This window comes from Kitasatospora cathayae, assembly GCF_027627435.1.
In the GTDB taxonomy this organism is placed as follows: Bacteria; Actinomycetota; Actinomycetes; order Streptomycetales; family Streptomycetaceae; genus Kitasatospora; species Kitasatospora cathayae.
In genome coordinates this window covers 7947763-7966676 of record NZ_CP115450.1, presented here as the reverse complement: position 1 = coordinate 7966676, position 18914 = coordinate 7947763, and the positions used below count along the sequence as shown (strand labels likewise).

Annotated in this window: 23 protein-coding genes; 13 read left to right on the top strand and 10 right to left on the bottom strand. The window is 74.1% G+C overall.

The annotated features are described in order from the left end of the window. Nucleotides 1-327: 327 nt before the first annotated feature. The 4 genes from O1G21_RS35565 to O1G21_RS35550 are packed head-to-tail and all read left to right on the top strand — an operon-like array spanning nt 328 to nt 2705. Nucleotides 328-852 carry a SigE family RNA polymerase sigma factor gene (locus O1G21_RS35565; RefSeq protein WP_270149600.1) on the top strand — a complete coding sequence of 175 codons (525 nt, stop codon included), beginning with the start codon at nt 328-330 and terminating at the stop codon, nt 850-852. Further along, nucleotides 839-1597 carry a hypothetical protein gene (locus tag O1G21_RS35560; protein ID WP_270149599.1) on the top strand — a complete coding sequence of 253 codons (759 nt, stop codon included), beginning with the start codon at nt 839-841 and terminating at the stop codon, nt 1595-1597. Before O1G21_RS35565 ends, O1G21_RS35560 begins: the two co-directional genes overlap by 14 nt. Nucleotides 1598-1649: 52 nt before the next feature. Continuing rightward, nucleotides 1650-2411: a L,D-transpeptidase family protein gene (locus O1G21_RS35555; protein ID WP_270149597.1), complete on the top strand. Its 762-nt coding sequence runs from the start codon at nt 1650-1652 to the stop codon at nt 2409-2411. A 57-nt stretch (nt 2412-2468) separates the two neighbouring features. Continuing rightward, the gene (locus tag O1G21_RS35550; RefSeq protein WP_270149595.1) at nt 2469-2705 is read left to right on the top strand and encodes a hypothetical protein; all 237 of its coding nucleotides are present in this window, start codon (nt 2469-2471) and stop codon (nt 2703-2705) included. Between the two features lie 276 nt (nt 2706-2981). Here the strand turns inward: O1G21_RS35550 and O1G21_RS35545 are convergent, their stop codons facing one another. The 3 genes from O1G21_RS35545 to O1G21_RS35535 all read right to left on the bottom strand — a co-directional run bounded on the left by O1G21_RS35545 (nt 2982) and on the right by O1G21_RS35535 (nt 6363). Further along, nucleotides 2982-4601, bottom strand: a complete 1620-nt coding sequence (locus tag O1G21_RS35545; protein ID WP_270149593.1) for a sigma-70 family RNA polymerase sigma factor — start codon at nt 4599-4601, stop codon at nt 2982-2984. Between the two features lie 145 nt (nt 4602-4746). Beyond that, a complete protein-coding gene (locus O1G21_RS35540; protein WP_270149591.1) occupies nt 4747-5745 on the bottom strand; it encodes a CAP domain-containing protein in 999 nt (332 codons plus the stop codon). A 138-nt stretch (nt 5746-5883) separates the two neighbouring features. Further along, nucleotides 5884-6363, bottom strand: a complete 480-nt coding sequence (locus O1G21_RS35535) for a GNAT family N-acetyltransferase (RefSeq protein WP_270149589.1) — start codon at nt 6361-6363, stop codon at nt 5884-5886. 218 nt (nt 6364-6581) lie between these two features. Between O1G21_RS35535 and O1G21_RS35530 the strand changes: the two genes are divergently transcribed. Then, on the top strand, nt 6582-7331 hold the full coding sequence (locus O1G21_RS35530) for a hypothetical protein (RefSeq protein ID WP_270149587.1): 750 nt from the start codon (nt 6582-6584) through the stop codon (nt 7329-7331). A gap of 65 nt (nt 7332-7396) precedes the next feature. Here the strand turns inward: O1G21_RS35530 and O1G21_RS35525 are convergent, their stop codons facing one another. The 3 genes from O1G21_RS35525 to O1G21_RS35515 form a co-directional block, all read right to left on the bottom strand. Then, nucleotides 7397-8788, bottom strand: a complete 1392-nt coding sequence (locus O1G21_RS35525; protein ID WP_405000757.1) for an MFS transporter — start codon at nt 8786-8788, stop codon at nt 7397-7399. Between the two features lie 7 nt (nt 8789-8795). Beyond that, the gene (locus O1G21_RS35520) at nt 8796-9590 is read right to left on the bottom strand and encodes a glycerophosphodiester phosphodiesterase (RefSeq protein ID WP_270149585.1); all 795 of its coding nucleotides are present in this window, start codon (nt 9588-9590) and stop codon (nt 8796-8798) included. An 89-nt stretch (nt 9591-9679) separates the two neighbouring features. Then, nucleotides 9680-9862 carry a hypothetical protein gene (locus O1G21_RS35515; protein WP_270149584.1) on the bottom strand — a complete coding sequence of 61 codons (183 nt, stop codon included), beginning with the start codon at nt 9860-9862 and terminating at the stop codon, nt 9680-9682. Nucleotides 9863-9918: 56 nt separating this feature from the next. On the opposite strand from O1G21_RS35515, the gene O1G21_RS35510 reads away from it, so the two are divergent. Continuing rightward, a complete protein-coding gene (locus O1G21_RS35510; protein ID WP_270149581.1) occupies nt 9919-10524 on the top strand; it encodes an SGNH/GDSL hydrolase family protein in 606 nt (201 codons plus the stop codon). Between the two features lie 172 nt (nt 10525-10696). Here O1G21_RS35510 and O1G21_RS35505 read toward each other — a convergent pair whose 3' ends face one another. After that, nucleotides 10697-11971, bottom strand: a complete 1275-nt coding sequence (locus tag O1G21_RS35505) for a trypsin-like serine protease (protein ID WP_270149578.1) — start codon at nt 11969-11971, stop codon at nt 10697-10699. Between the two features lie 149 nt (nt 11972-12120). On the opposite strand from O1G21_RS35505, the gene O1G21_RS35500 reads away from it, so the two are divergent. The 5 genes from O1G21_RS35500 to O1G21_RS35480 all read left to right on the top strand — a co-directional run bounded on the left by O1G21_RS35500 (nt 12121) and on the right by O1G21_RS35480 (nt 16190). After that, nucleotides 12121-13662: an ATP-dependent DNA ligase gene (locus O1G21_RS35500; RefSeq protein ID WP_270151430.1), complete on the top strand. Its 1542-nt coding sequence runs from the start codon at nt 12121-12123 to the stop codon at nt 13660-13662. A 195-nt stretch (nt 13663-13857) separates the two neighbouring features. Beyond that, nucleotides 13858-14070, top strand: coding sequence for a ferredoxin (locus O1G21_RS35495; RefSeq protein WP_270149575.1), 213 nt, complete (start codon nt 13858-13860; stop codon nt 14068-14070). 118 nt (nt 14071-14188) lie between these two features. Then, a complete protein-coding gene (locus O1G21_RS35490) occupies nt 14189-15406 on the top strand; it encodes a cytochrome P450 (protein WP_270149573.1) in 1218 nt (405 codons plus the stop codon). Between the two features lie 177 nt (nt 15407-15583). Beyond that, nucleotides 15584-15748 carry a hypothetical protein gene (locus O1G21_RS35485; RefSeq protein ID WP_270149571.1) on the top strand — a complete coding sequence of 55 codons (165 nt, stop codon included), beginning with the start codon at nt 15584-15586 and terminating at the stop codon, nt 15746-15748. 103 nt (nt 15749-15851) lie between these two features. Continuing rightward, the gene (locus tag O1G21_RS35480; RefSeq protein WP_270149568.1) at nt 15852-16190 is read left to right on the top strand and encodes a hypothetical protein; all 339 of its coding nucleotides are present in this window, start codon (nt 15852-15854) and stop codon (nt 16188-16190) included. 92 nt (nt 16191-16282) lie between these two features. Here the strand turns inward: O1G21_RS35480 and O1G21_RS35475 are convergent, their stop codons facing one another. The 3 genes from O1G21_RS35475 to O1G21_RS35465 form a co-directional block, all read right to left on the bottom strand. Continuing rightward, nucleotides 16283-16567, bottom strand: a complete 285-nt coding sequence (locus O1G21_RS35475; RefSeq protein WP_270149566.1) for a DUF427 domain-containing protein — start codon at nt 16565-16567, stop codon at nt 16283-16285. Between the two features lie 53 nt (nt 16568-16620). After that, the gene (locus O1G21_RS35470; RefSeq protein ID WP_270149565.1) at nt 16621-16857 is read right to left on the bottom strand and encodes a DUF6296 family protein; all 237 of its coding nucleotides are present in this window, start codon (nt 16855-16857) and stop codon (nt 16621-16623) included. Between the two features lie 90 nt (nt 16858-16947). Further along, on the bottom strand, nt 16948-17184 hold the full coding sequence (locus O1G21_RS35465; protein ID WP_270149564.1) for a DUF2277 domain-containing protein: 237 nt from the start codon (nt 17182-17184) through the stop codon (nt 16948-16950). Nucleotides 17185-17376: 192 nt separating this feature from the next. On the opposite strand from O1G21_RS35465, the gene O1G21_RS35460 reads away from it, so the two are divergent. Together O1G21_RS35460 and O1G21_RS35455 are read left to right on the top strand one after the other, a co-directional pair. Further along, entirely contained in the window at nt 17377-18603 is a 1227-nt protein-coding gene (locus tag O1G21_RS35460) for an MFS transporter (RefSeq protein WP_270149562.1), read from the top strand. A gap of 65 nt (nt 18604-18668) precedes the next feature. Beyond that, nucleotides 18669-18896, top strand: a complete 228-nt coding sequence (locus tag O1G21_RS35455) for a MarR family winged helix-turn-helix transcriptional regulator (RefSeq protein ID WP_333493568.1) — start codon at nt 18669-18671, stop codon at nt 18894-18896. Nucleotides 18897-18914 lie beyond the last annotated feature (18 nt).

The following is an 18914-nucleotide window of genomic DNA, read 5'->3' as shown; positions in this document are numbered from 1 at the left end:
GGCTCTGCCGCGATTCGCCCGCCCGGTCGCGCCGCGCTGCGACCCCGGGCGCCCCCGTGCGCCCCTGGCCGTCCCGGCTCCGGCGGGCCATGGTGGTCCCCACGGCCCGCCTGCCGCCCGGCCCAGCCCCGGCCGGCACGCGGGCCGTCCAACGCCTCCGGCGGGCCCGGCGCGAGGTGGGGTGAATTTCCCCCGCCCGGACAGGCAACCCACCGCGCCGCCCATCGCGTTCAGCAGCCGTGAGAACGACACCCACGACAACGCGGCCCGTCCGGCCGCCACGGCTGACGGGAACGGTGCGGACACCATGGCGGGGGCAGCGGCACGATGAGGGACGCGACACCGGACTTCGCGGAGTTCGTCGCCGCCTGCACCCCCAAGCTGCTGCGCACGGCCTGGCTGCTGACCGGGGACCCGCACCAGGCCGAGGACCTGCTGCAGACCGCGCTCGCCAGGGTCTGGCCCCGCTGGGATCGGATCGCCCACGAACGGCCCGAGGCCTACCTGCGCAAGGCGCTGGTGAACTGCCACGTCTCCTGGTGGCGGCGGCGCTGGACCGGAGAACTGCCGCACGGCGAACTGCCGGAGCCGGTGCCGGCCCGGCCCGACCCCTACGACGACGTGGTGCTCACCCACGTGGTCGCCGAGGCGGTCCGGGCGCTGGCGCCGCGCCAGCGGGCCGTCGTGGTGCTGCGCTTCTTCGAGGACCTCAGCGTGGAGGAGACCGCCGAGGTGCTGCGCTGCAGCACCGGCACGGTCAAGAGCCAGACGCACCGCGCGCTCGCCGCCCTGCGCGGACGGCTCCCGGACCGGGAGCTGCTGCTGGACGGAGGAAGCCGTGAGCAGGGCTGAACGCCCCGAGGGGGCCGGCGGCGCCGAGGAGGAGGAGCTGCGCATCCTGCTGCGCCGGGCCGTCCCGGCGCTGGCCGCGCCGCAGGACCGGCTGGAACGGGTACTCGCCCGGGCCGACCGGAACCGGCGACGACGGCGAGCCGCCGGGCTCGGGCTCGGCCTCGCCGGCGGACTGGTCGCCGCCGCGCTGGCCGCCGCACCGGCGACCGCTCCGGGCCCGGAGCGGGGGCCGGCGGGGCAATCGACGGCCTCGGCCCCGACCACCGGAACGCCGTCCGGCACGCCCGCGGAGCCGGTCGAGCTGGTCCACTTCCCCGGAGCCGACGGCCTCACCGCGACCCGGCCGCCGGGCTGGTACTTCCAGCCCGTCTCCAGCGATCCGCGCAGGACCATCGGCTACCTGGCCAACCGGCAGTTCAACGCGAAGGCCCCCTGCCCCGCCTCGGTCGGCCCCTGCGTGCCGATCGCGCCGCTGACCACGGACCGGGTCCTGCTCACCCTGCGGCTGATCGACCTGCCGGACGCGGCCGGGCAGACCGACGGGGAGACCACGAGCATGACGGACATCGTGGTCGACAAGGACTGCTCCGGCTACGGCGGCAACCGGGAGCTGGTCGGTCACCGGAGCATCGTCCTCGAGAACACCATGACGGTCGAACTGACGGCCTGTGCGCGGGAGCCGTCGGACCAGACGCTGCGGCAGGTGCAGCAGGTGCTCGACTCGCTCCGGATGGCGGGCCGCTGAGCTCCTGCCCGTCCCCTGAACCATTCATCGACGAAGACGAAACGGAAACGCCATGTCCCTACCCCGCCATGCCCTCATGGGGCTGACGTTGCTGCTCCTGGTGGGCTGCGCACCCGAGGGTTCCGGGCCGTCCGCGCCCGCCGCCGGGCCGGCCGTCACCGGTCCGGCCGCCCCTTCCGGCCAGCCGCTCGCCGTCACCGCCGCACGGCCCGCTCCGCCCGAACTGCCGCGCCAACTGCCGGGCGTCGGGCCACGGTGGCGCAGCGCCGTCCCGGCCGGTACGCGGCAGGTACTGGTGGTCACCGGGGACGGGCCCGACGCCTCGACCGGCCACGCCGTCCTCTACCGCAACGACGGCGACGGCTGGCTCGCCGGGCCGAGCTGGCCGACCCGCAACGCCCTGCGCGGCTGGACCGCCGACCACCGCGAGAACGACCTGCGCTCCCCGATCGGGGTGTTCACCCTCAGCGACGCGGGCGGCCGCCTGCCCGACCCGGGCACCCGGCTGCCGTACCGCCGCTCCGACGACTTCACCGTCTCGGGCACCGGCTTCGCGGGCGAGCCGCTGGCCGGGTCTTTCGACTACGTCGTCGCCATCGACTACAACCGCGTCCCCGGCTCGACCCCGCTCGACCCGCGCCGCCCGCGCGGCGGCCGGTACGGCGGCGGGATCTGGCTGCACGTCGACCACGGCGGGCCGACCCACGGCTGCGTGAGCATGAGCACGGACCGGATGCGGGAGCTGCTGCTCGCGCTGGATCCGGCTTTGGACCCGGTGGTGGTGATGGGCGACGCCGGGACGCTGGCCCACTGAGCCGGAGGGATCCGGAACCACCCGTAACCCTTGCGGCGTAGCGTCGTTGGACCGGTCATGAAGAAGCGCAGCATGCTCGCCGTCGCCTCGATCGCGGTCGGTTTCGTGGCCTCCCTCACCGCACCGAGTGCGCACGCCAGTGCCATCGGCGGCCAGGAGGGGCTGCCCGGTGCGCTGGCCGGCGCGCCGGACTCGGTGCCCGGGCGGGTCGGGGACGCGGGTGGCGTGATCGGCCAGCCCACCGGGTTCGTCACGGGCGCGGCGAACGGCCTCACCCCGGTCACGCCCGCGTAGGTCGGCCGGTCCGGCCGCCGACGGGGCCGTGGTCGGGACTCGGGGAGGGGATGGGTGCAGCCGTCGAGCGGTTCCCCTCCCCGAGCCGCCGTCGGGATCAGCTGCGGACCAGGAGCCAGCCGCCCAGGCCGCTGCAGCCGGTGTTGTCATGACCTTAGCCAGCATTGGAACGATCCAATAGACGCGGCATGGCCACATCAAGAACTTGGCCGGAAACGGACATGCCGCATTCCGCCGAGGCGCACGGGCCTCGGCGGTCGGAACGGGCGGGGCTCGTCAGGACATCGGGGCGCCGAGGTCCTGGGTCCACAGGGTGCCCGCGGGGCTGGTGGCGACGCCGACGCCGATGTCCTTGAAGGCGCAGTCGAGCATGTTGGACTGGTGGATGCCGCCGTCCATCCAGCGGGCGAAGACACTCGCGGGCGTGGTCGGGCCCCGGTCGAGGTTCTCGCCCCACTGGGACCAGCGGTAGCCGGCCGCGGTGATCCGGGCGTCCGCGCGGACGCCGTCGGGGTTGACGTGGTCGAAGAAGCCGCGGGCGGCCATGTCGTCGGCGTGCTTCTGGGCGGCGCTGTGCAGCCGGGGGTCGATCCGCAGCGGGGCGCAACCCGCCTTGGCGCGTTCGGCGTTGACCAGGTCCACCAGCTGCCGTTCCGGGTTGGGCGAGGGCGCGGCGGTGGTCGGCCGGGTGGCGGTCGGCGTCGGCGTGGGCGTCGGGGTTTCGGTCGGCGTCGGGGTCGGAATGGGAGTGGGAGTGGGAGTCGCCGACGGGGTCGTGAGCAGGACCGCAGGGGTGTCCATCGCGGCCGCCGGGGTGCTGGGTTCGGGAGCCGCCGCGCTCGGCGGCTCGCTGTGGCTCGGCCAGACCAGGGCGAGGGTGGTGACGGCCACCGCCGCGGCCGCGCCGCTCGCCAGGACGGCCTTGCGGGCGACGGTGCCGGCCCAACCGCCGTGCGCGCCGGAGCCGGTGGCCGCACCGGTGCCCGAGGCACCCGCTCCGCCCGCGCCCGCTGTGCCCGCTCCCGAACCCGCCGCGCCCGCACCCGCCCCGGCCGCGGTGGCCGAGTGCGCGGCCGTCGCGGCGGTGGCCGCCGTGTGCTGGAGGTGCAGCAGGGCGTGCGAGGCCGACGGGATCGGCACCAGGGCGAGGCCGGCCAGCAGGCCTTCGGCGGGGAAGAGGTCGCGGCCGAGGCCGTCGCAGTCGGCGCAGCCGCGGATGTGCCGGGCGATACGCTTGCGCCAGACCGAGTTCGGGGTGCCGTCGAACCCGGCGGTGACCTCGGCGAGTTCGGGGCAGCGCGGGTAGGCGCCGAGGGCGCGGACCACGACCCGGCCGGCTTCCAGCTGCTTCTTCATCCGCTGGACGCGGACGGCGGCGTGCTGCGGGGTCAGGTCCAGGGACTCGGCGAGTTCGGCGCGGGTGAGTTCGCCGCTCGCCTCCAGCCACCACAGGGCGAGCAGTTCGCGGTCGTCCGGGTCCAGCCAGCGGGTGGCCTCGGCCACTTCGCGCCGCTGGCCGGACAGGCCGAGCCGCAGGATGGTCAGGTCGGTGAAGTCGGCCCGGGGGTCGGGGACTTCCCAGGTCTCGTCCAAGCCGCCGACGGTGGGCTGCTGCTGGCCGGCGGCATGGCGGCGGCGGACCTGGTTCATGGTGATGGCGACCAGCCAGGACCGGAAGGACTCCGGCTCGCGCAGCCCGTCCAGGCCGTCCAGGGCGCGAATCATGGTCTCCTGGGCGACGTCGTCCACGTCTGCGTGGCCGCCGAGGGCGCGGCCGGCCACGTTGTAGACGAGCGGCAGCCAGGCGGCGACCAGGGCCTCCTGGGCCTGCCGGTCACCTGCCTGCGCCGCGCGTACCAGGGTCGTCCCGGTCCTGTTCTGCACATCAGCGTTCATGGTCCGCACTCCGTCTTGCCGTGTTTCCGTCCGCCGCTGCCTCCTCGGAGACCCGTGGGGAATGATCAGATAACAACAATGTGCGCGGAATCGGAAAATCGGACTGCCCGTGAGGGCCGGGGCGAGGGCCGGGGCTGGGAACCGATCAGGCCGGGGCGGCGAACACCTGGGTCCACCACGGGCCGTTCGCGCCGGTCCGCACGCCCACCCCGAGCTGCTTGAAGTCGCAGTTCAGGATGTTGGCGCGGTGGCCCGGGCTGTTCATCCAGGCGTCCATCACCGCCGCCGGGTCCTTCTGGCCGCGGGCGATGTTCTCGCCCCAGCTGTTCCAGCGGTAGCCGGTGGCCTCGATCCGGTGGTCGGCGTGGTAGCCCTCGGGGCTGGCGTGGTCGAAGTAGTTGCGGTCGGCCATGTCGTCGCTGTGCGACTGGGCCGCGCTCGCCAGCCGGGGCTCGGCGCTGACCGGGCCGCAACCGGCCTTGGCGCGCTCCACGTTGACCAGGTCGACGACCTGCTGCGCGTACGAGGCGTTCGCACCGCCGCCGGCCGGGGCGGCGGCCGGAGCCGCGGCGGCGCGCTGGGCGGCGACCGCGGCGCCGTTGGCACCGCTGCCGCCGCCGGTGCCCGTACGGGTGGCCGGCGGGCTCGCCTTGGCGGTGGCGGTGGACTGGGCGGTCGCGGTGGCCGTCGCGGTGGGCAGGGCCGTCGGGGAGGCCGAGGCGGTCGCGCCGGCGGTGGCGCTCGGGGTGGCCGCCGGGCCGGACGCCGTCGGGCTGCCCGACGGCAGCGCTGCGCCCGAGGGGTTCGTTCCCCCGGCGCCCGGCACCTGTATGCCCTCGTGCGTCCCGAGCTCGGCGGCGACCAGCGAGTCGGCCGCGGCCGCCTGCCCGGCGAGGTCACGGTCCGTCTGCTTGCCGTCGTACGCCGCGTACCCGGCTCCGGCCAGCGCGGCGAGCAGACCCGTCCCGGCCACGGCGGCGACCACCGCCGTCACCGGCACGAACCCGCCACGCCTGCGCCCCCGGCGGCCGCGGCCCTGGTGCCGCTCGGCGGCCCGCCGGGCGGCCCGGCCACCCGGGCGGCCCTGACCACCGTTCCCGCCGCCGCTCACCGGGCTGATGGTCGTCCTGTCGTCGCTGCTCACGTGGCCACTGCTTTCTGTCCAGGTCGGCTGGTCGGGTGCCGACACCTGGGAGACCCCACGGCGGAGGGCCGATAACAGAAAGTCCGAAGGAATGTCCGGCGACCTGGTCACGCGAACCGGTCACCCGCCTCGGTCGGCTCAGCGGGCCGTGCTCTCCGGGGCCATGTCGTAGGTGACGAACATCGTCCGGGTCGCGACCTGGTCGTACTTGCTGCGCGCCCGGTGGTTGTCGTCCGCCGTGATCCACCGCACCGTGGTCCAGCCGCGCTCGGCGGCGATCTCCCGCAACCGGGCCAGCAGTTGGTCCACCGCGCCGCCGCCCCGCACCTCGGGCGCGACGAACAGGTCGTCCAGGAACCCGCCGACCGCGCCGTGCAACGGCCGGGAGAACGGCCGGAAGTGCGCGAGCCCGACCGGCCTCCCGTCGCCGTCCCGGGCCAGCAGCCCCTCCAGCTCGTGCGCCGGATCGTTGAGCCAGGACCACACCAGCTCGGCCTTCGCGTCCGGCATCGGCACCCGGTAGAACTCGCAGTACCCGCGGAAGAGTTCACGCCAGGCCGGATAGTCGCCGGGCTCCGGCGCGCCGATGCTCCAACGGTTCGCGGCAGCGCTGCTCAACGCGGTCTCCTCGATCGGTAGGTCGGACGGGCCGGTTCAGCATGACGCCCCGTCGGCCCCCGGCCGATCTCCACCCCGGCCAACACCGCCCGCCCCGCACTCCACTCCGGCGACTACCCGCCGCTTCGGGTCTACCCGGGAGGGTGAAACTTTTTCCCTTACCGGCGCCCATCGCCTACGGTAGGTCACCCCGATGACACGGAGCGGAGGTTCCTGCGGTGGACGAGCCGACGACGCAGTACCAGAGCTACAGCTGGCAGGACGAGGACGGGGGCCAGTACATCGTCCTCTACCCGGGCGACGAGGAGACCGACGAAGAGGGCAAGGCGCGGCTGCGCGCCATGGGCGCCCGGGAGCTGGCGGCGCTCCGGGCCGAGCAGGAGGAGCGGGCGGCAGGGGCGGCACCGGGCGCCGCCCGCGCCGGACGCGGGCGGCGCCGGTCCATCACCATCGACCTCGACAACCCCACGCCGCTGCCCGGTCCGCAGCTCGATCCGGAGTGGCTCCGGACCTGGTGCGAGCGGACGGGCGCGGCCCTCACCGGGTTCACCCGGTCCTTCGAGGCGAGGTACGGATTCCCGCCCGGCGAGAACGCGTTGGCCCCCGCGACGGACGACAGCCGACGGGCGGCGGACGCACTCGGCGAACTGCTGCCGGTTCCCCCCGATCTGGCCACGCTGTACGGGGTGATCGACCAGGCGTCCCTGCCCGACGTCGACAACGGCTACTTCATCCACTCACCGGGGGCGGTCACGGGGCACATCCGCGAGCACGGCACCCCCGCCATCGAGGGCGAGCGGCTGGGGCTGGTCTTCGGCAGCGACGGCGGGGGCCGCCTGTTCGCGACCGGACACACCGGACGGGTCTGGAAGTCGACCACGGCCTCCTTCGACGGCGACTTCGAGCTCGTCGCCGGCACCCTGGAGGAGTTCCTCGACGGCATCGGCCGGCTGATCGCCGGCCTCTGATCCCATCCCCTGAACCCATCCCCGGCGGCCGGGCTCTGCCGGCGCCCGGCCGCCGGCAGTGGGGGTCAGAGCCGCTCGGGCACCGGGTTGCCGACCGCCTCGATGGCGCGGCGCACCGGGACCTTCACCAGCACGGCGAAGCCGATCACGAAGAAGATCAGCAGCGAGATGATGGCCGAACGGTAGCTGCCGGTGATCTGGTAGGCGAGGCCGAAGACCAGCGGTCCCATCCAGCTGGTGCCGCGGTCGCTGACCTTGTAGACGCTGAAGTACTCGGCCTCCCGGCCCGCCGGGATGAGGTGGGAGAACAGCGAGCGGGAGAGCGCCTGGCTGCCTCCGAGCACCAGGCCGATCATGCAGGCCAGGGCGTAGAACCAGGCGGGCTGGTGGGCGGGCATGAAGTAGCCGAGGGCCAGGGTGACCACCCAGCCGACCAGCGAGCCGAGGATGGTCTTCTTGGCGCCGTAGCGCCGGGCGATCCGGCCGAGCAGCAGCGCGCCGCCGATCGCCACGATCTGGACCATCAGGACGGCGATGACCAGCGAGGTCTGCTCCATGCCCAGTTCCTCGCTGCCGTACAGCGAGGCCTGCGAGACGACGGTCTGGATGCCGTCGTTGTAGCAGAGGAAGGCGGCCAGGTAGAGCAGCGTCAGCGGGTGCTTGCGCATGCCCTTGAGGGTCCGGCCGAGTTCGCGCAGGCTGCCGGCGGCGGGCTGGTCGGGCGCGGCCGCACCGCGCTCGCGGACCACGCCGGCCCGGGAGGGCAGCCGCAGCATCGGGACGACGGTGAACAGCGCCCACCACAGGCCCGCCGAGGCCAGGCAGATCCGCACGGCGGTGCCGGAGGACAGGCCGAGCGCGTCGTGGCCCTGGAACAGCGCCAGGTTGGCGATCAGCAGCAGTCCGCCGCCCGCGTAGCCGTAGGCCCAGCCCTTGGAGGAGACCGCGTCGCGCTCGTCGGGGGCGGCCAGGCCCGGGAGGTAGGCGTAGGAGAGCGCCACGGACACCGCGTAGGCGATGTTGGCGACCACCAGCAGCGCGCCGCCGAGCAGGTAGCGGTCGCCGTGCAGGAGGAACATCCCCATGGTGGCGAGCGCGCCGACGTAGGCGAAGCCGCACATCAGCTCCTTGTGCCGCCCGGTGCGGTCGGCGACCGTGCCGGTCAGCAGCATCACCGCGACCGAGATCAGCACCGAAAAGGAGACCGTGTACGGGAAGAACGATCCGGCACGGATCGTCAGGCCCAGCGGGTGCACGTCGCCGGACGCGTCGGCGGCGTTCTTCGCCACCTCGGTCAGGTACGGCCCGAGGAACACCGTCAGGACGGTGGCCGAGAAGGCGGCGTTGGCCCAGTCGTTGATGTACCAGCCGAACTGCATCCGGCGCAGGTCCCGGCCGTCGCCGGCGGCCGCCGGCGGCGACGAGACGTCGTCCGGCAAGTGGTCCGTGGTGCTCATGGGGCTCCTATTTCACCGTGCTGGAGCCGGTGCTGCCGTCCGTCCAGCAGCCGCGCTCGCCGAGGACGTCCCGCAGGACGTCGATGCGATCCGCCATGATGCCATCCACACCCAGGTCGAGGAGAGCCCTGATCCGTGTGGGATCGTCCACAGTCCACACGTGGACCTGCAGTCCGAGCCGGTGCGCGGCCCGGACGAAGGCCCGGTCGACCACCCGCACTCCCCGGTGCCGCTCCGGCACCTGGGCGCACACCCCGGCGAACGGCGCCCCGCCCCCGGCCAGCAGCGGCCCGGCCAGTGAGCGCAGCCGCAGCCGGGCCACCTCGCGCGGTCCGAGCGAGGTGGCCAGCCGGGGCCCGGCGGCGGCGCGGACGGCGGCGAGGCGGCTGTCGGAGAAGCCGCCGACGCACACCCGGTCCCAGGCGTCGGTCCGGCGGATCGCCTCGACCAGCGGACCGACGGCCGGCGCCGCCTTCACGTCCACGTTGAAACGGACTTCGGGGAACGCGCCGAGCAGGTCCTCCAGCAGCGGCACCGGCTCGGTGCCCCCGATCCGGGCCCGCCGGACTTCCTCCCACGGCAGCTCGGCCACCGCGCCGCCGCGGTCGGTCACCCGGTCCAGCCGGGAGTCGTGAAAGGCCACCAGCACGCCGTCCGCGGTGGCGTGCACGTCCGTCTCCAGGTACCGGTACCCGAGCGCCACGGCGGCCTCGAACGCGGCGAGCGAGTTCTCCGGGTGCCCGAGCTCACCGCCCCGGTGCGCGAAGGCCAGCGGCCCCGGGTGGTCGAGGAAGGGGTGCATGTGGTGCTCCGAGCTGCTGGGAGAGGACGCGGCTGCGGCCCGCGCCGACTGCGCCTCGGACCGCTGGCGTTACAGTATTACGCACCCTGTCAAGCCGTAACGCGGGTCGGCACCTGCCCCGGCGAGGCCCTGGCGGTGACGAGCCGATGGATCTGCGCGGCCACCAGGTCGGCGCGCAGGGCGGGGGCGTTCGCGGCGTCGTCGACCACGGAGATCACGACGCGGTTGTCACCGACGGCCGCGTACAGGTACACCAGGGCCCCTAAGATCATCTTCCCGAACGTCGCGGCAGGGGGCTGCGACGTGAACTTCGAGGGGCGAAAGTCACATGGTCCAGCTTTCCGACAACCCGATGACCTGGGTGATGGCCGGGGACAGCATCACCCAGGCCGTCTACCACACCCACGGCGCCCGCGGCTGGGTCGAGCACGTGCAGGAGCGGGTCTGCTGGCAGCTGGACCGGCTGACGGACATCGTGGTCAACAGCGGCGTGTCCGCCTGGCGGGCCACGGACGTGCTCGAGGCGTACGACTTCGTCATCGGCCGCTTCGCGCCGGACGTGCTGTCGCTGTCGCTCGGCACCAACGACGCCCGCGCCGGGCTGGACGGGCTCGCGGAGTTCCGCGACGCCATGCGCGAGATCATCGACCGGTCCGCAGGAGCGCAGATCGTGCTGCACACGCCCCTCGTGGTCAGCCACGCCGGGCGCGCGCCCCGCGCCGAGATGCCCGCGTACTGCCAGGCCGTCCGCGAACTCGCCGGCGAGACCGGCGCACTGCTCGTCGACCACGAGGCCCACTGGCTCGCCGCCTTCCCCGACGGCGAGGCCATCCCGTGGCTGGACGACCCCGCCCACCCCAACGCCACCGGCCACCTCCAGCTGGCCAACCACACCCTGCGCGCCCTGGGCCTGGGCGAGCTCACCGAACTCTGAGGCGGCGGATGCCCGGCGGCGCGGCCGTCTGCGCCGCCGGGCACCGGGCGGATGGAGGCGGGGCTGCCCTCACCCACCGGTGCGGCACAGGTCGTAGAGGTACGACCTGCCGGCCTCGGCCGCTGCGCCGGAGCTCGGCTTCATCCTGTCCGCCGGCCCCGCGTCACGCGGTTCACGACGCCGAGAAGCCGAGCTTGGACACCACCGGGTCGAGCGGCGTGTAGTAACCGGTCGAGAAGCAGGTCGTTGCGGACGAGGTGCCGCTGCACGGGGTCTTCGTGTCGGTGTTCCCGGCGATGATGACGCCGACCGGCGCCATGGAGTCGCCCTGTGGGTTGGCCACGGCCGGCCCTCCGCTGTCCCCTTGGGCGACGGCGATGCCTCCGCTGCGGGACTTCACCTCGGTCGCGTTGGTGCGGCCGGACGGGGAGTGGACGCCGACGCGGGTGACCTCCAGCTCGCAGTGGAACCCGGACGTGGCACCGCTGAAGCAGGCCGACTGGCCCGGGTCCAGGCGTGCCGGGCCGTACAACGGGCGGGAGTCGCCGCTATCCCAGGCGCTGCTGTAGAAGCGGGCCGCGGTGTTGTCGCCGGTGGTGATGACGGCGACGTCGAGACCGCTGTCGTAGGCGGTGACCTCGCCGACGACGCGCTGCCCGTTGTAGACGTTCCCACTGGTCTGACAGTGGGCGGCGGTGAGCAGGACGCGCCTCTTGTCGACCCAGCCGGGGATGCCGGTGGAGCAACGGCTGTTGTCACTCAGCCTGAGATCGGCCCCTGCGTACCAGGGCGGGGCGTCGCTGGTGCGGCTGCCCCGCGTGGGAGTTTCGACGGAGCCGACCTGCGGGTGGACGGGGATGCCGGCGATCCGCTCGGCCCGGGTCGCGTAGTCGCGCATCGGTGCGTTGGCCGGCGCGATGCGCTTGGTGGCCTTCGGCTGGTACGAGAGCACGAGGCCGCTGCCGTCGTTGGCCGGGGAGATCGACGACCACTCCGCCTCGTCGTTGCCGACGACGTCGACGAACCTGCTGATGGCCCGGTCCATCTCGGAGCGCGAGTAGGCGGCCGTCCGGTAGTGGACGTCGTAGTCGGGGCTCACCGGACCGGCGGGGTCGTGGCGCATCGCCTCGCGGGTGCGGGTGCGCCAGGCGTCCACGGCCTCGGTGATCCCGGCGGGAACGGCGCCCTTCCAGAAGAGGTCGAGGTAGTGCTCGTCGCCGTGGAACACGATCGAGGTGAAGTCGCTGCCGTCGACCTGCTCGGTGTCGATCAGCCGGTGGATCTCCTCGGCGATCGGCTGCAGGTGCTTCTCGTGGTACTCGCGGCTCAGCAGGATCGCCGGAGCCATGCGTGCCTCGTCGGCGGTCTCCTGGACCCTTGCGACGGCGACCGACGCGGCGCCCAGGACCAGGACCGCGGCCGCGTACAGGAGTTTCGATCCGCGCATGGAGACACCATAGGGTGACCGGCACTCAGACGCGGAGTTATCAGTTTGTATGCGTGCTGCAACGCCACGCCCCCGGCCCGCACACCCGCGGCGCCCGGGTGCAGGGGCGGGCCCGTCCGTCGATGCTGGGTGGGTGGAGGTGTGGGCGGATGGGCCTGTGGCGGTTGGCGGTGGTGTCCCGGGAGGTGGCGGCGGAGCCGGGACGGCGGGCGAAGGTGGGGTTGTTGGCGGGGTGCCTGCGGGAGTTGGGAGCGGAGGAGGGGGCGGCGGCGGTGGTGCTGCTGTCGGGTGAGGCGCAGCGGCTGCGGACGGGGGTCGGGTGGGCGAGTCTGCGGGACCTGCCGGCGCCGGCGGCGGAGGCCTCGTTGGGGGTGCGGGAGGTGGAGCGGGAGTTGGAGCGGATCGCCGGGGTGCACGGGGCGGGGGCGCAGGCGGAGCGGCGGCGGTTGCTGGTGGGGCTGTTCGGGCGGGCGACGGAGGTGGAGCAGGGGTTCCTGCGGGCGGTGCTGGTCGGGGATCTGCGGCAGGGCGCCTTGGACGCGCTGGTCGGGGAGGCGGTCGCGCAGGCGGCCGGGGTGCCGGTGGCGGCGGTGCGGCGGGCGTTGATGTTCCGGGGGTCGGCGCGGGCGGTGGCGGAGGCGGCGCTGAGCGGTGGGGCGGCGGCGCTGGCGGGGTTCGGGCTGGAGGTGGGGCGGGCGGTGCGCCCGATGCTGGCGGCTTCGGCGCCGGACGTGGTCTCGGCGCTGGAGCGGACCGGTCCGGCGGGGCTGGAGTGGAAGCTGGACGGCATCCGGGTGCAGGTGCACCGGGACGGCGGGGAGGTGGCGGTGTTCACCCGGAGTCTGGACGACATCACCGCGCGCGTGCCCGAGGTGGCGGAGGCTGCGCTGGCGTTGCCGTTGCGGACGGCGGTGCTGGACGGCGAGGCGATCGCGCTCGGTCCGGACGGGCGGCCGCGCCCGTTCCAGGAGACCGCCGCGCGCTCCGCCTCCCGGCGGGATCCGGACCTGCTGCGGGCCGCGGTCCCGCTCAGCGTCTACTTCTTCGACCTGTTGCACCGGGACGGCGAGGACCTGGTGGACCGTCCCGGCCGGGAGCGCTGGGCGGCGCTGGCCGAGGCGGTGCCGGAGGATCTGCGGGTGGGCCGCACCGAGACCGGGGACCGGGAGCGGGCGCTGGAGTTCTTCCGGGAGGCGCTGGCGCTCGGGCACGAGGGCGTGCTGGTGAAGGACCCGGCGGCCGGGTACGCGGCCGGGCGGCGCGGGGCGGGCTGGATCAAGGTGAAGCCGCGGCACACCCTGGACCTGGTGGTACTGGCCGCGGAGTGGGGCAGCGGCCGGCGGCAGGGCTATCTGAGCAACCTGCACCTGGGGGCCCGGGCCGCGGGCGAGCCGGGCCTGGGCCCGTGGGTGATGCTGGGCAAGACCTTCAAGGGGCTGACCGATGCGACGCTCACCTGGCAGACCGCCGAGTTGCTCGCCCGGGAGACCGGACGGGACGCCCGGACGGTGTGGGTCCGGCCGGAACTGGTCGTCGAGATCGCCTTCGACGGCCTCCAGCGCAGCCCCCGCTACCCCGCCGGGCTGGCGCTGCGGTTCGCCCGGGTGGTGCGCTACCGGCCGGACAAGGGCGCCCCCGACGCCGACACCGTCGCCACCGTACGGGAACTGGCCGCCGAGGAGGGGCTGTGACGTACGCCTTTCGGCACCGTAACGCCGATTCAAACCTGATGTGCCGCAAGCTCGTTGGGACGAGCGCTGAATCGGCCAATCTCCGCTTTCCGGCCACCGCGCCCTCTGGGGACGGACGGGCGGCGGCTAGGTTGGCGAAGACAACGAACCGCGCCCGCCGGTCAGTCGGCGGCGCACTGGCGAGAGGTGCCCGACATGCAGGTGAGCGTCGACCGGGACCGTTGCTGCAGCTCCGGGATGTGCGTCACGAACGTCCCCGAGGTCTTCGAGCAGGACGACCAGGACGCTTTGGTGAAGCTCCGTCAGACCTCCATCCGGCCGGACCAGTTCGACGACCTCAGGCTGGCCGCCGAGCTCTGCCCGGGCGGTGCGATCACCGTCACCGAGGACGGGCCCGCCCAGGCCTGAGCCTGACCGGCCGACGGTCCGCCGTACCCCACCGATAGCGGAGAACCCGGAGAACCCGGAGAACCCGGAGTCCGCGACGAACCCCACCAGGACACCGCGACGCAAGGAGACCCCCACCTTGACCAGCACACCCACCGCAAAGGCCGTCCCCCTGCCGGCCCCGCACTCCAGCGGCTGCCCGTTCGGACCGCCACCCGCGTACACCGAGGCCGCCGCCACCGCCCCGATGACCCGCGCCGAACTGCCCGACGGCCAGTCCGCCTGGCTGGCCACCGGCCACGCCGAGGTCCGCACCGTCCTGTCCGACCGCCGGTTCAGCGCGGACGTGCGCCATCCGACCTTCCCGCTGCTGGTCTCCGGCCGCCGCGAGGAGCTGGTGACCAGCAAGCCGAGCTTCCTGCGGCTCGACGATCCCGAGCACGCCCGGCTGCGCCGCATGGTCACCGGAGACTTCCTGGTCAAGCGGGTGGCCGCGCTGCGCCCGGACATCCAGCGGATCGTGGACGAGACGCTGGACCGGATGACCGAGGGCCGCACCGAGGCCGACCTGGTCGCCGACTTCGCGCTCCCGGTGCCGTCGCTGGTGATCTGCCTGCTGCTCGGCGTGCCGTACCAGGACCGCGATCACTTCCAGGAGCTGAGCCGCACCCTGCTCAGCCAAGAGGCCACCGTCGAGCAGTTCAAGGCGGCCCAGCACGGGGTGCTGGAGTACCTGCGTGCTCTGGCGGCCCGCAGGCGCGAGCAGCCGGAGGACGACATCCTCAGCCGGCTCGCCGTACGGGACGACCTGACCGTGGACGACGCCGCCAACACCGGGGTCCTGCTGCTGATCGCCGGACACGAGACGACGGCGAACATGATCTCGCTGTCGACCGCCCTGCTGCTGGAGCACCCCGAGCAGATCGCCAAGCTCGCCGACCCGGCCACGTTGCCCGGCGCGGTGGAGGAACTGCTGCGCCTGCTGACCATCGTGCACACCGGGCTGCCCCGGGTGGCGCTGGAGGACGTGGAGCTGGGCGGCGTCACGGTCCGGGCCGGGGAAGGCGTGATCGCGATGCTCTCCACCGCCAACCGGGACGAGGAGGTGTTCGGCGGTGCCGGCCGGCGGCCGACGGACGAGCTGGACCTGGAACGGGACGCCCGCCGGCACATGGCGTTCGGCTTCGGCGTGCACCAGTGCCTGGGCCAGCCGCTGGCCCGCGCGGAACTGCAGATCGCCCTGGAGACGCTGTTCCGACGACTGCCCGCCCTGCGGCTGGCCATCGCGGAGGGCGAGCGGGAGTTCCGCACGGAGTCGTTCGTCTACGGGATGCGGTCGCTGCCCGTGACGTGGTGAGCGCGGCCGTCCGCCGACCGGAGGGCACCGGGAGCCGGGCGGGCGCGCGGCGGGGCGGCTCACCCGGCTGGCCCCGGCGCCGGGGCGGAGGCAGGCTGGAGGGGCGACAGACAGACCCGGCCCAGCCACGCCTCCGGCCCGCGCGTGCCGGGACCGGCCGAGAAGACGGAGCCCGCGATGACCGACATGAGCGAACGCTCCGAGGTGAGCACCGACCGCGAGGATGACGTCCGAGCCGCCGATCCCGAGGAGGGCATCACCTCGATGCAGAACCTGCACGCGCAGGACACCTCCCAGGCGGAGGGCGCCCCCATGCTGGACGAACCCGGCGCGAACAGCTGACCGTCCGCCACACCGATCCGACCGCCCGGCGGAACCGGGCGGTCCCTGCGACCGCAGGTGTCGCTGCCCGGACGGCGGCTCACCGGCGGGGGAGGATAGGCGCATGACTGAACACGATCAAAGCGGCCGGCAGGCCCGACCGCCCGCGGACCCGCGCACCTCGTGGGCGACCTGGACCACCCAGTCGATCATCAGCGGCCCCGGCGGGGTCACCACCGCCGAGGTCGGACCGATCTCCGGCGACCTCACAGTGCACACCACGTGGGTGGACGGCGAGGCGCGGCTGACCGTCCAGTACACCGGCGCGCTGGACTGGTACACGGTCTCCGGCAGCCCGGTGCCGGCGGCGGACGAGATCACCGCGCGGGCCGTCCACCAGGCGATGGTGAACGGCGTCAAGGCCGGACACGGAGCGGTCGCCCCGCCGCCCCCGGCCGCGTGACCCCGCCCGTCCTCGGCTCCCGGTGGTGAACCCGTCCGCGGCGGACCCGTCGGCCGCCGCGGACTGGCACGAGCCGGCGCGCTGCGCGGGGGCTACTCGGTGATCTCCACGCCGTGCCAGAACGCCACCCGGCCCCGGACCTGCTCGGCCTCGGGCTTCGGGTCGGCGTAGTACCAGACGGCGTCCGGGTTGGTGTGCCCGGCCACGTCCAGCGAGTAGTAGTTGGCGGTGCCCTTCCAGCCGCACACCGTGGTCGTGTCGGAGGGCCGTAGGAACTCGACCCGGACCGACTCGACCGGAAAGTAGTGGTTGCCCTCGACGACGACGGTGTCCTCGCTCTCGGCGACGACGGTCCCCTGCCAACGCGCTGTGGTCATACGGCGATTGTGCCCGACGGACGGGCCCGCGGGCGGGAGTTCGACGACGGGCCCTATGGCAGCGGATGGGCGTGCACCGGCAGGTGCGGGGTCTGGTGGCCGCCACTGGCGAGCATCCGGACCTCGCCCGCGTCGCTGATCTCGGCCCGGATGATCCCGCTGGCGTCCTCGTACACGGGGTGCCCGCCCGGGCCGTTGGCGCTGGTCCGGGTGACCACGACCACGTCCTGCGGGGCCTGGGTACCGGGCGTGCCGGGGAAGGTGAGGGCGTAACGGTCGGCGGGGTTCATCACGGGCTCCTGCTCCTTGTCGGCGACCCGGGCGCATCGGGCCGGTCGCTGGGCGGTGGCCTCGGCGGCCCGTACGCGCCGGGCCGATCGCTAGGCGGTGGCCTCGACGGCCCGGGGGTGCGAGCCGCGGACCTCCAGCTCGGTGAGCAGCCGGGCGGTGGCCTCGGCGACCGCGTCCACGGCCCGGTCGAAGGCCTCGCGGTTGTGCGCGGCCGGGGCGCGGAAGCCGGAGACCTTGCGGACGTACTGCAGCGCGGCGGCGCGGAAGTCCTCATCCCCGGCGTCGGGCGTCACGGGCGGTCGCAGCGTCTTGATGTTGCGGCACATGCCCCCAGTCTCCCGCGCCGCGGCCGCGTCGGCGACCTCCTCCGGCCGCGCACCCCCGGCCCTTTCGGTCCCCCGCCCCGTGCTCGTCACCCTGGCCTCACGAGGGCGTCATCCGGCCGGATTAGGATGCCCGGTGAACGAATCACCCGCCGCGCACCGTTCCGGACGCGGGCTCACCCCGGAGTCACCCCCTTGCCTCTCGCGCTGTTCGCGCTGGCCGTCACCGCTTTCGCCATCGGCACCACCGAGTTCGCCGCCATGGGGCTGCTCCCCCAGGTCGCCGACGGTCTGCACGTCTCCATCCCGCAGGCGGGCTGGCTGATCTCCGCGTACGCGCTGGGGGTGGTGGTCGGCGCGCCGCTGCTCACCGCGCTGGCCGCCGGCAGGCCCCGCAAGGCGGTGCTGGTGGCGCTCGCCGGGCTGTTCGCGACCGGCAACCTGCTGTGCGCGCTGGCGCCCGACTTCTGGACGCTGGCCGCCGCCCGGCTGATCACCGGGCTGCCGCACGGCGCCTTCTTCGGGGCCGGGGCGGTGGCCGCCGCCGAGCTGGTGACGCCGGACCGACGGGCCCGGGCGGTCGCGGTGATGTTCTCCGGGCTGACCGTCGCCAACATCGTCGGCGTCCCGGCCGCCACCTTGCTCGGCCAGCACCTGGGCTGGCGGACGACCATGCTGGTGGTGGTGCTGATCGCCGCCGCCGGGACGCTCGCCATCGCCCGGCTGGTGCCGACTCTCCCCTCCCCCGCCCAGTCCGGGCTCCGGCACGAGCTGCGGGCCTTCCGCAGCGGGCAGCTCTGGCTTGCGCTGGCCACCGTGGTGCTCGGCTGCGGCGGGCTGTTCGCCTGCTACAGCTACATCGCGCCGCTGCTCACCGAGGTCTCCGGCTACGCGGCCGGTTCGGTGACCCTGGTGCTGGCGCTGTTCGGGGTGGGGATGACGATCGGCAACGTGCTCGGCGGCTTCGCCGCCGACCGCGCGCTGCGCCCGACCGTCTGCGCGGCCTTCGGGCTGCTCTCGGCCACCCTGGCGTTGTTCGCGGTGACCGCCCACACCCGCTGGTCGGCGGCCGTCACGGTGGTGCTGATCGGGCTGTTCGGCTTCGCGATCGTCCCGGCGGTGCAGACCCTGGTCATGCGGAAGGCGCGCAGCGCGCCCACCCTGGCCTCGGCGACGGTGCAGGGCGCCTTCAACCTGGCCAACGCCCAGGGGGCGTACTTCGGCGGGCTGGCGCTGGACGCCGGCTTCGGCTGGACCTCGCCGACCCTGGTCGGCGCGGTCCTGGCCGCCTCCGGCGCCGTCGTCGCGGTGCTGGCCTGGGCCGCCGACCGGCGCCCGTCCACCCCCACGCCGGTGGAACCGGCTACGGAGCCGGCGGCGGACCCGGCGGGCGCGGCCATGACCTCGGCGCCAGTGCCGTAAGGCCTGGCTAGCCCCGGCGGAGTCCGCCGCCGGCACCGAGACCACCGGCGCCACCCCCCACCCAGCTGGTCAACGGCCTGGTCAACGCGGGCTACGTCACCCGCACCCGCCCGCCCGAGGACAAGCGGTCCGTCCTGGTCGGCCTCACCGACGCCGGTCGCGCTCGCCACCGGCAGCGCCGGCAGGCCCTGGCCGAGGCCCTGCACGGCGACCTCGCCGACTGCGACGAGGACGCCCTCGACCGGGTCGCCGAGGTGCTGCACCGGCTGTCCGCCGTCTACCCTCGGCTGTAGCGGCGGCGGGGGTTCGAA

Coding starts and splice junctions, on each gene's coding strand:
- O1G21_RS35565 (WP_270149600.1), top strand. CDS start 328: ATGAGGGACGCGACACCGGACTTCGCGGAGTTCGTCGCCGCCTGCACC.
- O1G21_RS35555 (WP_270149597.1), top strand. CDS start 1,650: ATGTCCCTACCCCGCCATGCCCTCATGGGGCTGACGTTGCTGCTCCTG.
- O1G21_RS35550 (WP_270149595.1), top strand. CDS start 2,469: ATGAAGAAGCGCAGCATGCTCGCCGTCGCCTCGATCGCGGTCGGTTTC.
- O1G21_RS35545 (WP_270149593.1), bottom strand. CDS start 4,601: ATGAACGCTGATGTGCAGAACAGGACCGGGACGACCCTGGTACGCGCG.
- O1G21_RS35525 (WP_405000757.1), bottom strand. CDS start 8,788: ATGAGCACCACGGACCACTTGCCGGACGACGTCTCGTCGCCGCCGGCG.
- O1G21_RS35520 (WP_270149585.1), bottom strand. CDS start 9,590: ATGCACCCCTTCCTCGACCACCCGGGGCCGCTGGCCTTCGCGCACCGG.
- O1G21_RS35515 (WP_270149584.1), bottom strand. CDS start 9,862: ATGATCTTAGGGGCCCTGGTGTACCTGTACGCGGCCGTCGGTGACAAC.
- O1G21_RS35510 (WP_270149581.1), top strand. CDS start 9,919: ATGGTCCAGCTTTCCGACAACCCGATGACCTGGGTGATGGCCGGGGAC.
- O1G21_RS35505 (WP_270149578.1), bottom strand. CDS start 11,971: ATGCGCGGATCGAAACTCCTGTACGCGGCCGCGGTCCTGGTCCTGGGC.
- O1G21_RS35500 (WP_270151430.1), top strand. CDS start 12,121: ATGGGCCTGTGGCGGTTGGCGGTGGTGTCCCGGGAGGTGGCGGCGGAG.
- O1G21_RS35495 (WP_270149575.1), top strand. CDS start 13,858: ATGCAGGTGAGCGTCGACCGGGACCGTTGCTGCAGCTCCGGGATGTGC.
- O1G21_RS35485 (WP_270149571.1), top strand. CDS start 15,584: ATGACCGACATGAGCGAACGCTCCGAGGTGAGCACCGACCGCGAGGAT.
- O1G21_RS35480 (WP_270149568.1), top strand. CDS start 15,852: ATGACTGAACACGATCAAAGCGGCCGGCAGGCCCGACCGCCCGCGGAC.
- O1G21_RS35475 (WP_270149566.1), bottom strand. CDS start 16,567: ATGACCACAGCGCGTTGGCAGGGGACCGTCGTCGCCGAGAGCGAGGAC.
- O1G21_RS35470 (WP_270149565.1), bottom strand. CDS start 16,857: ATGAACCCCGCCGACCGTTACGCCCTCACCTTCCCCGGCACGCCCGGT.
- O1G21_RS35465 (WP_270149564.1), bottom strand. CDS start 17,184: ATGTGCCGCAACATCAAGACGCTGCGACCGCCCGTGACGCCCGACGCC.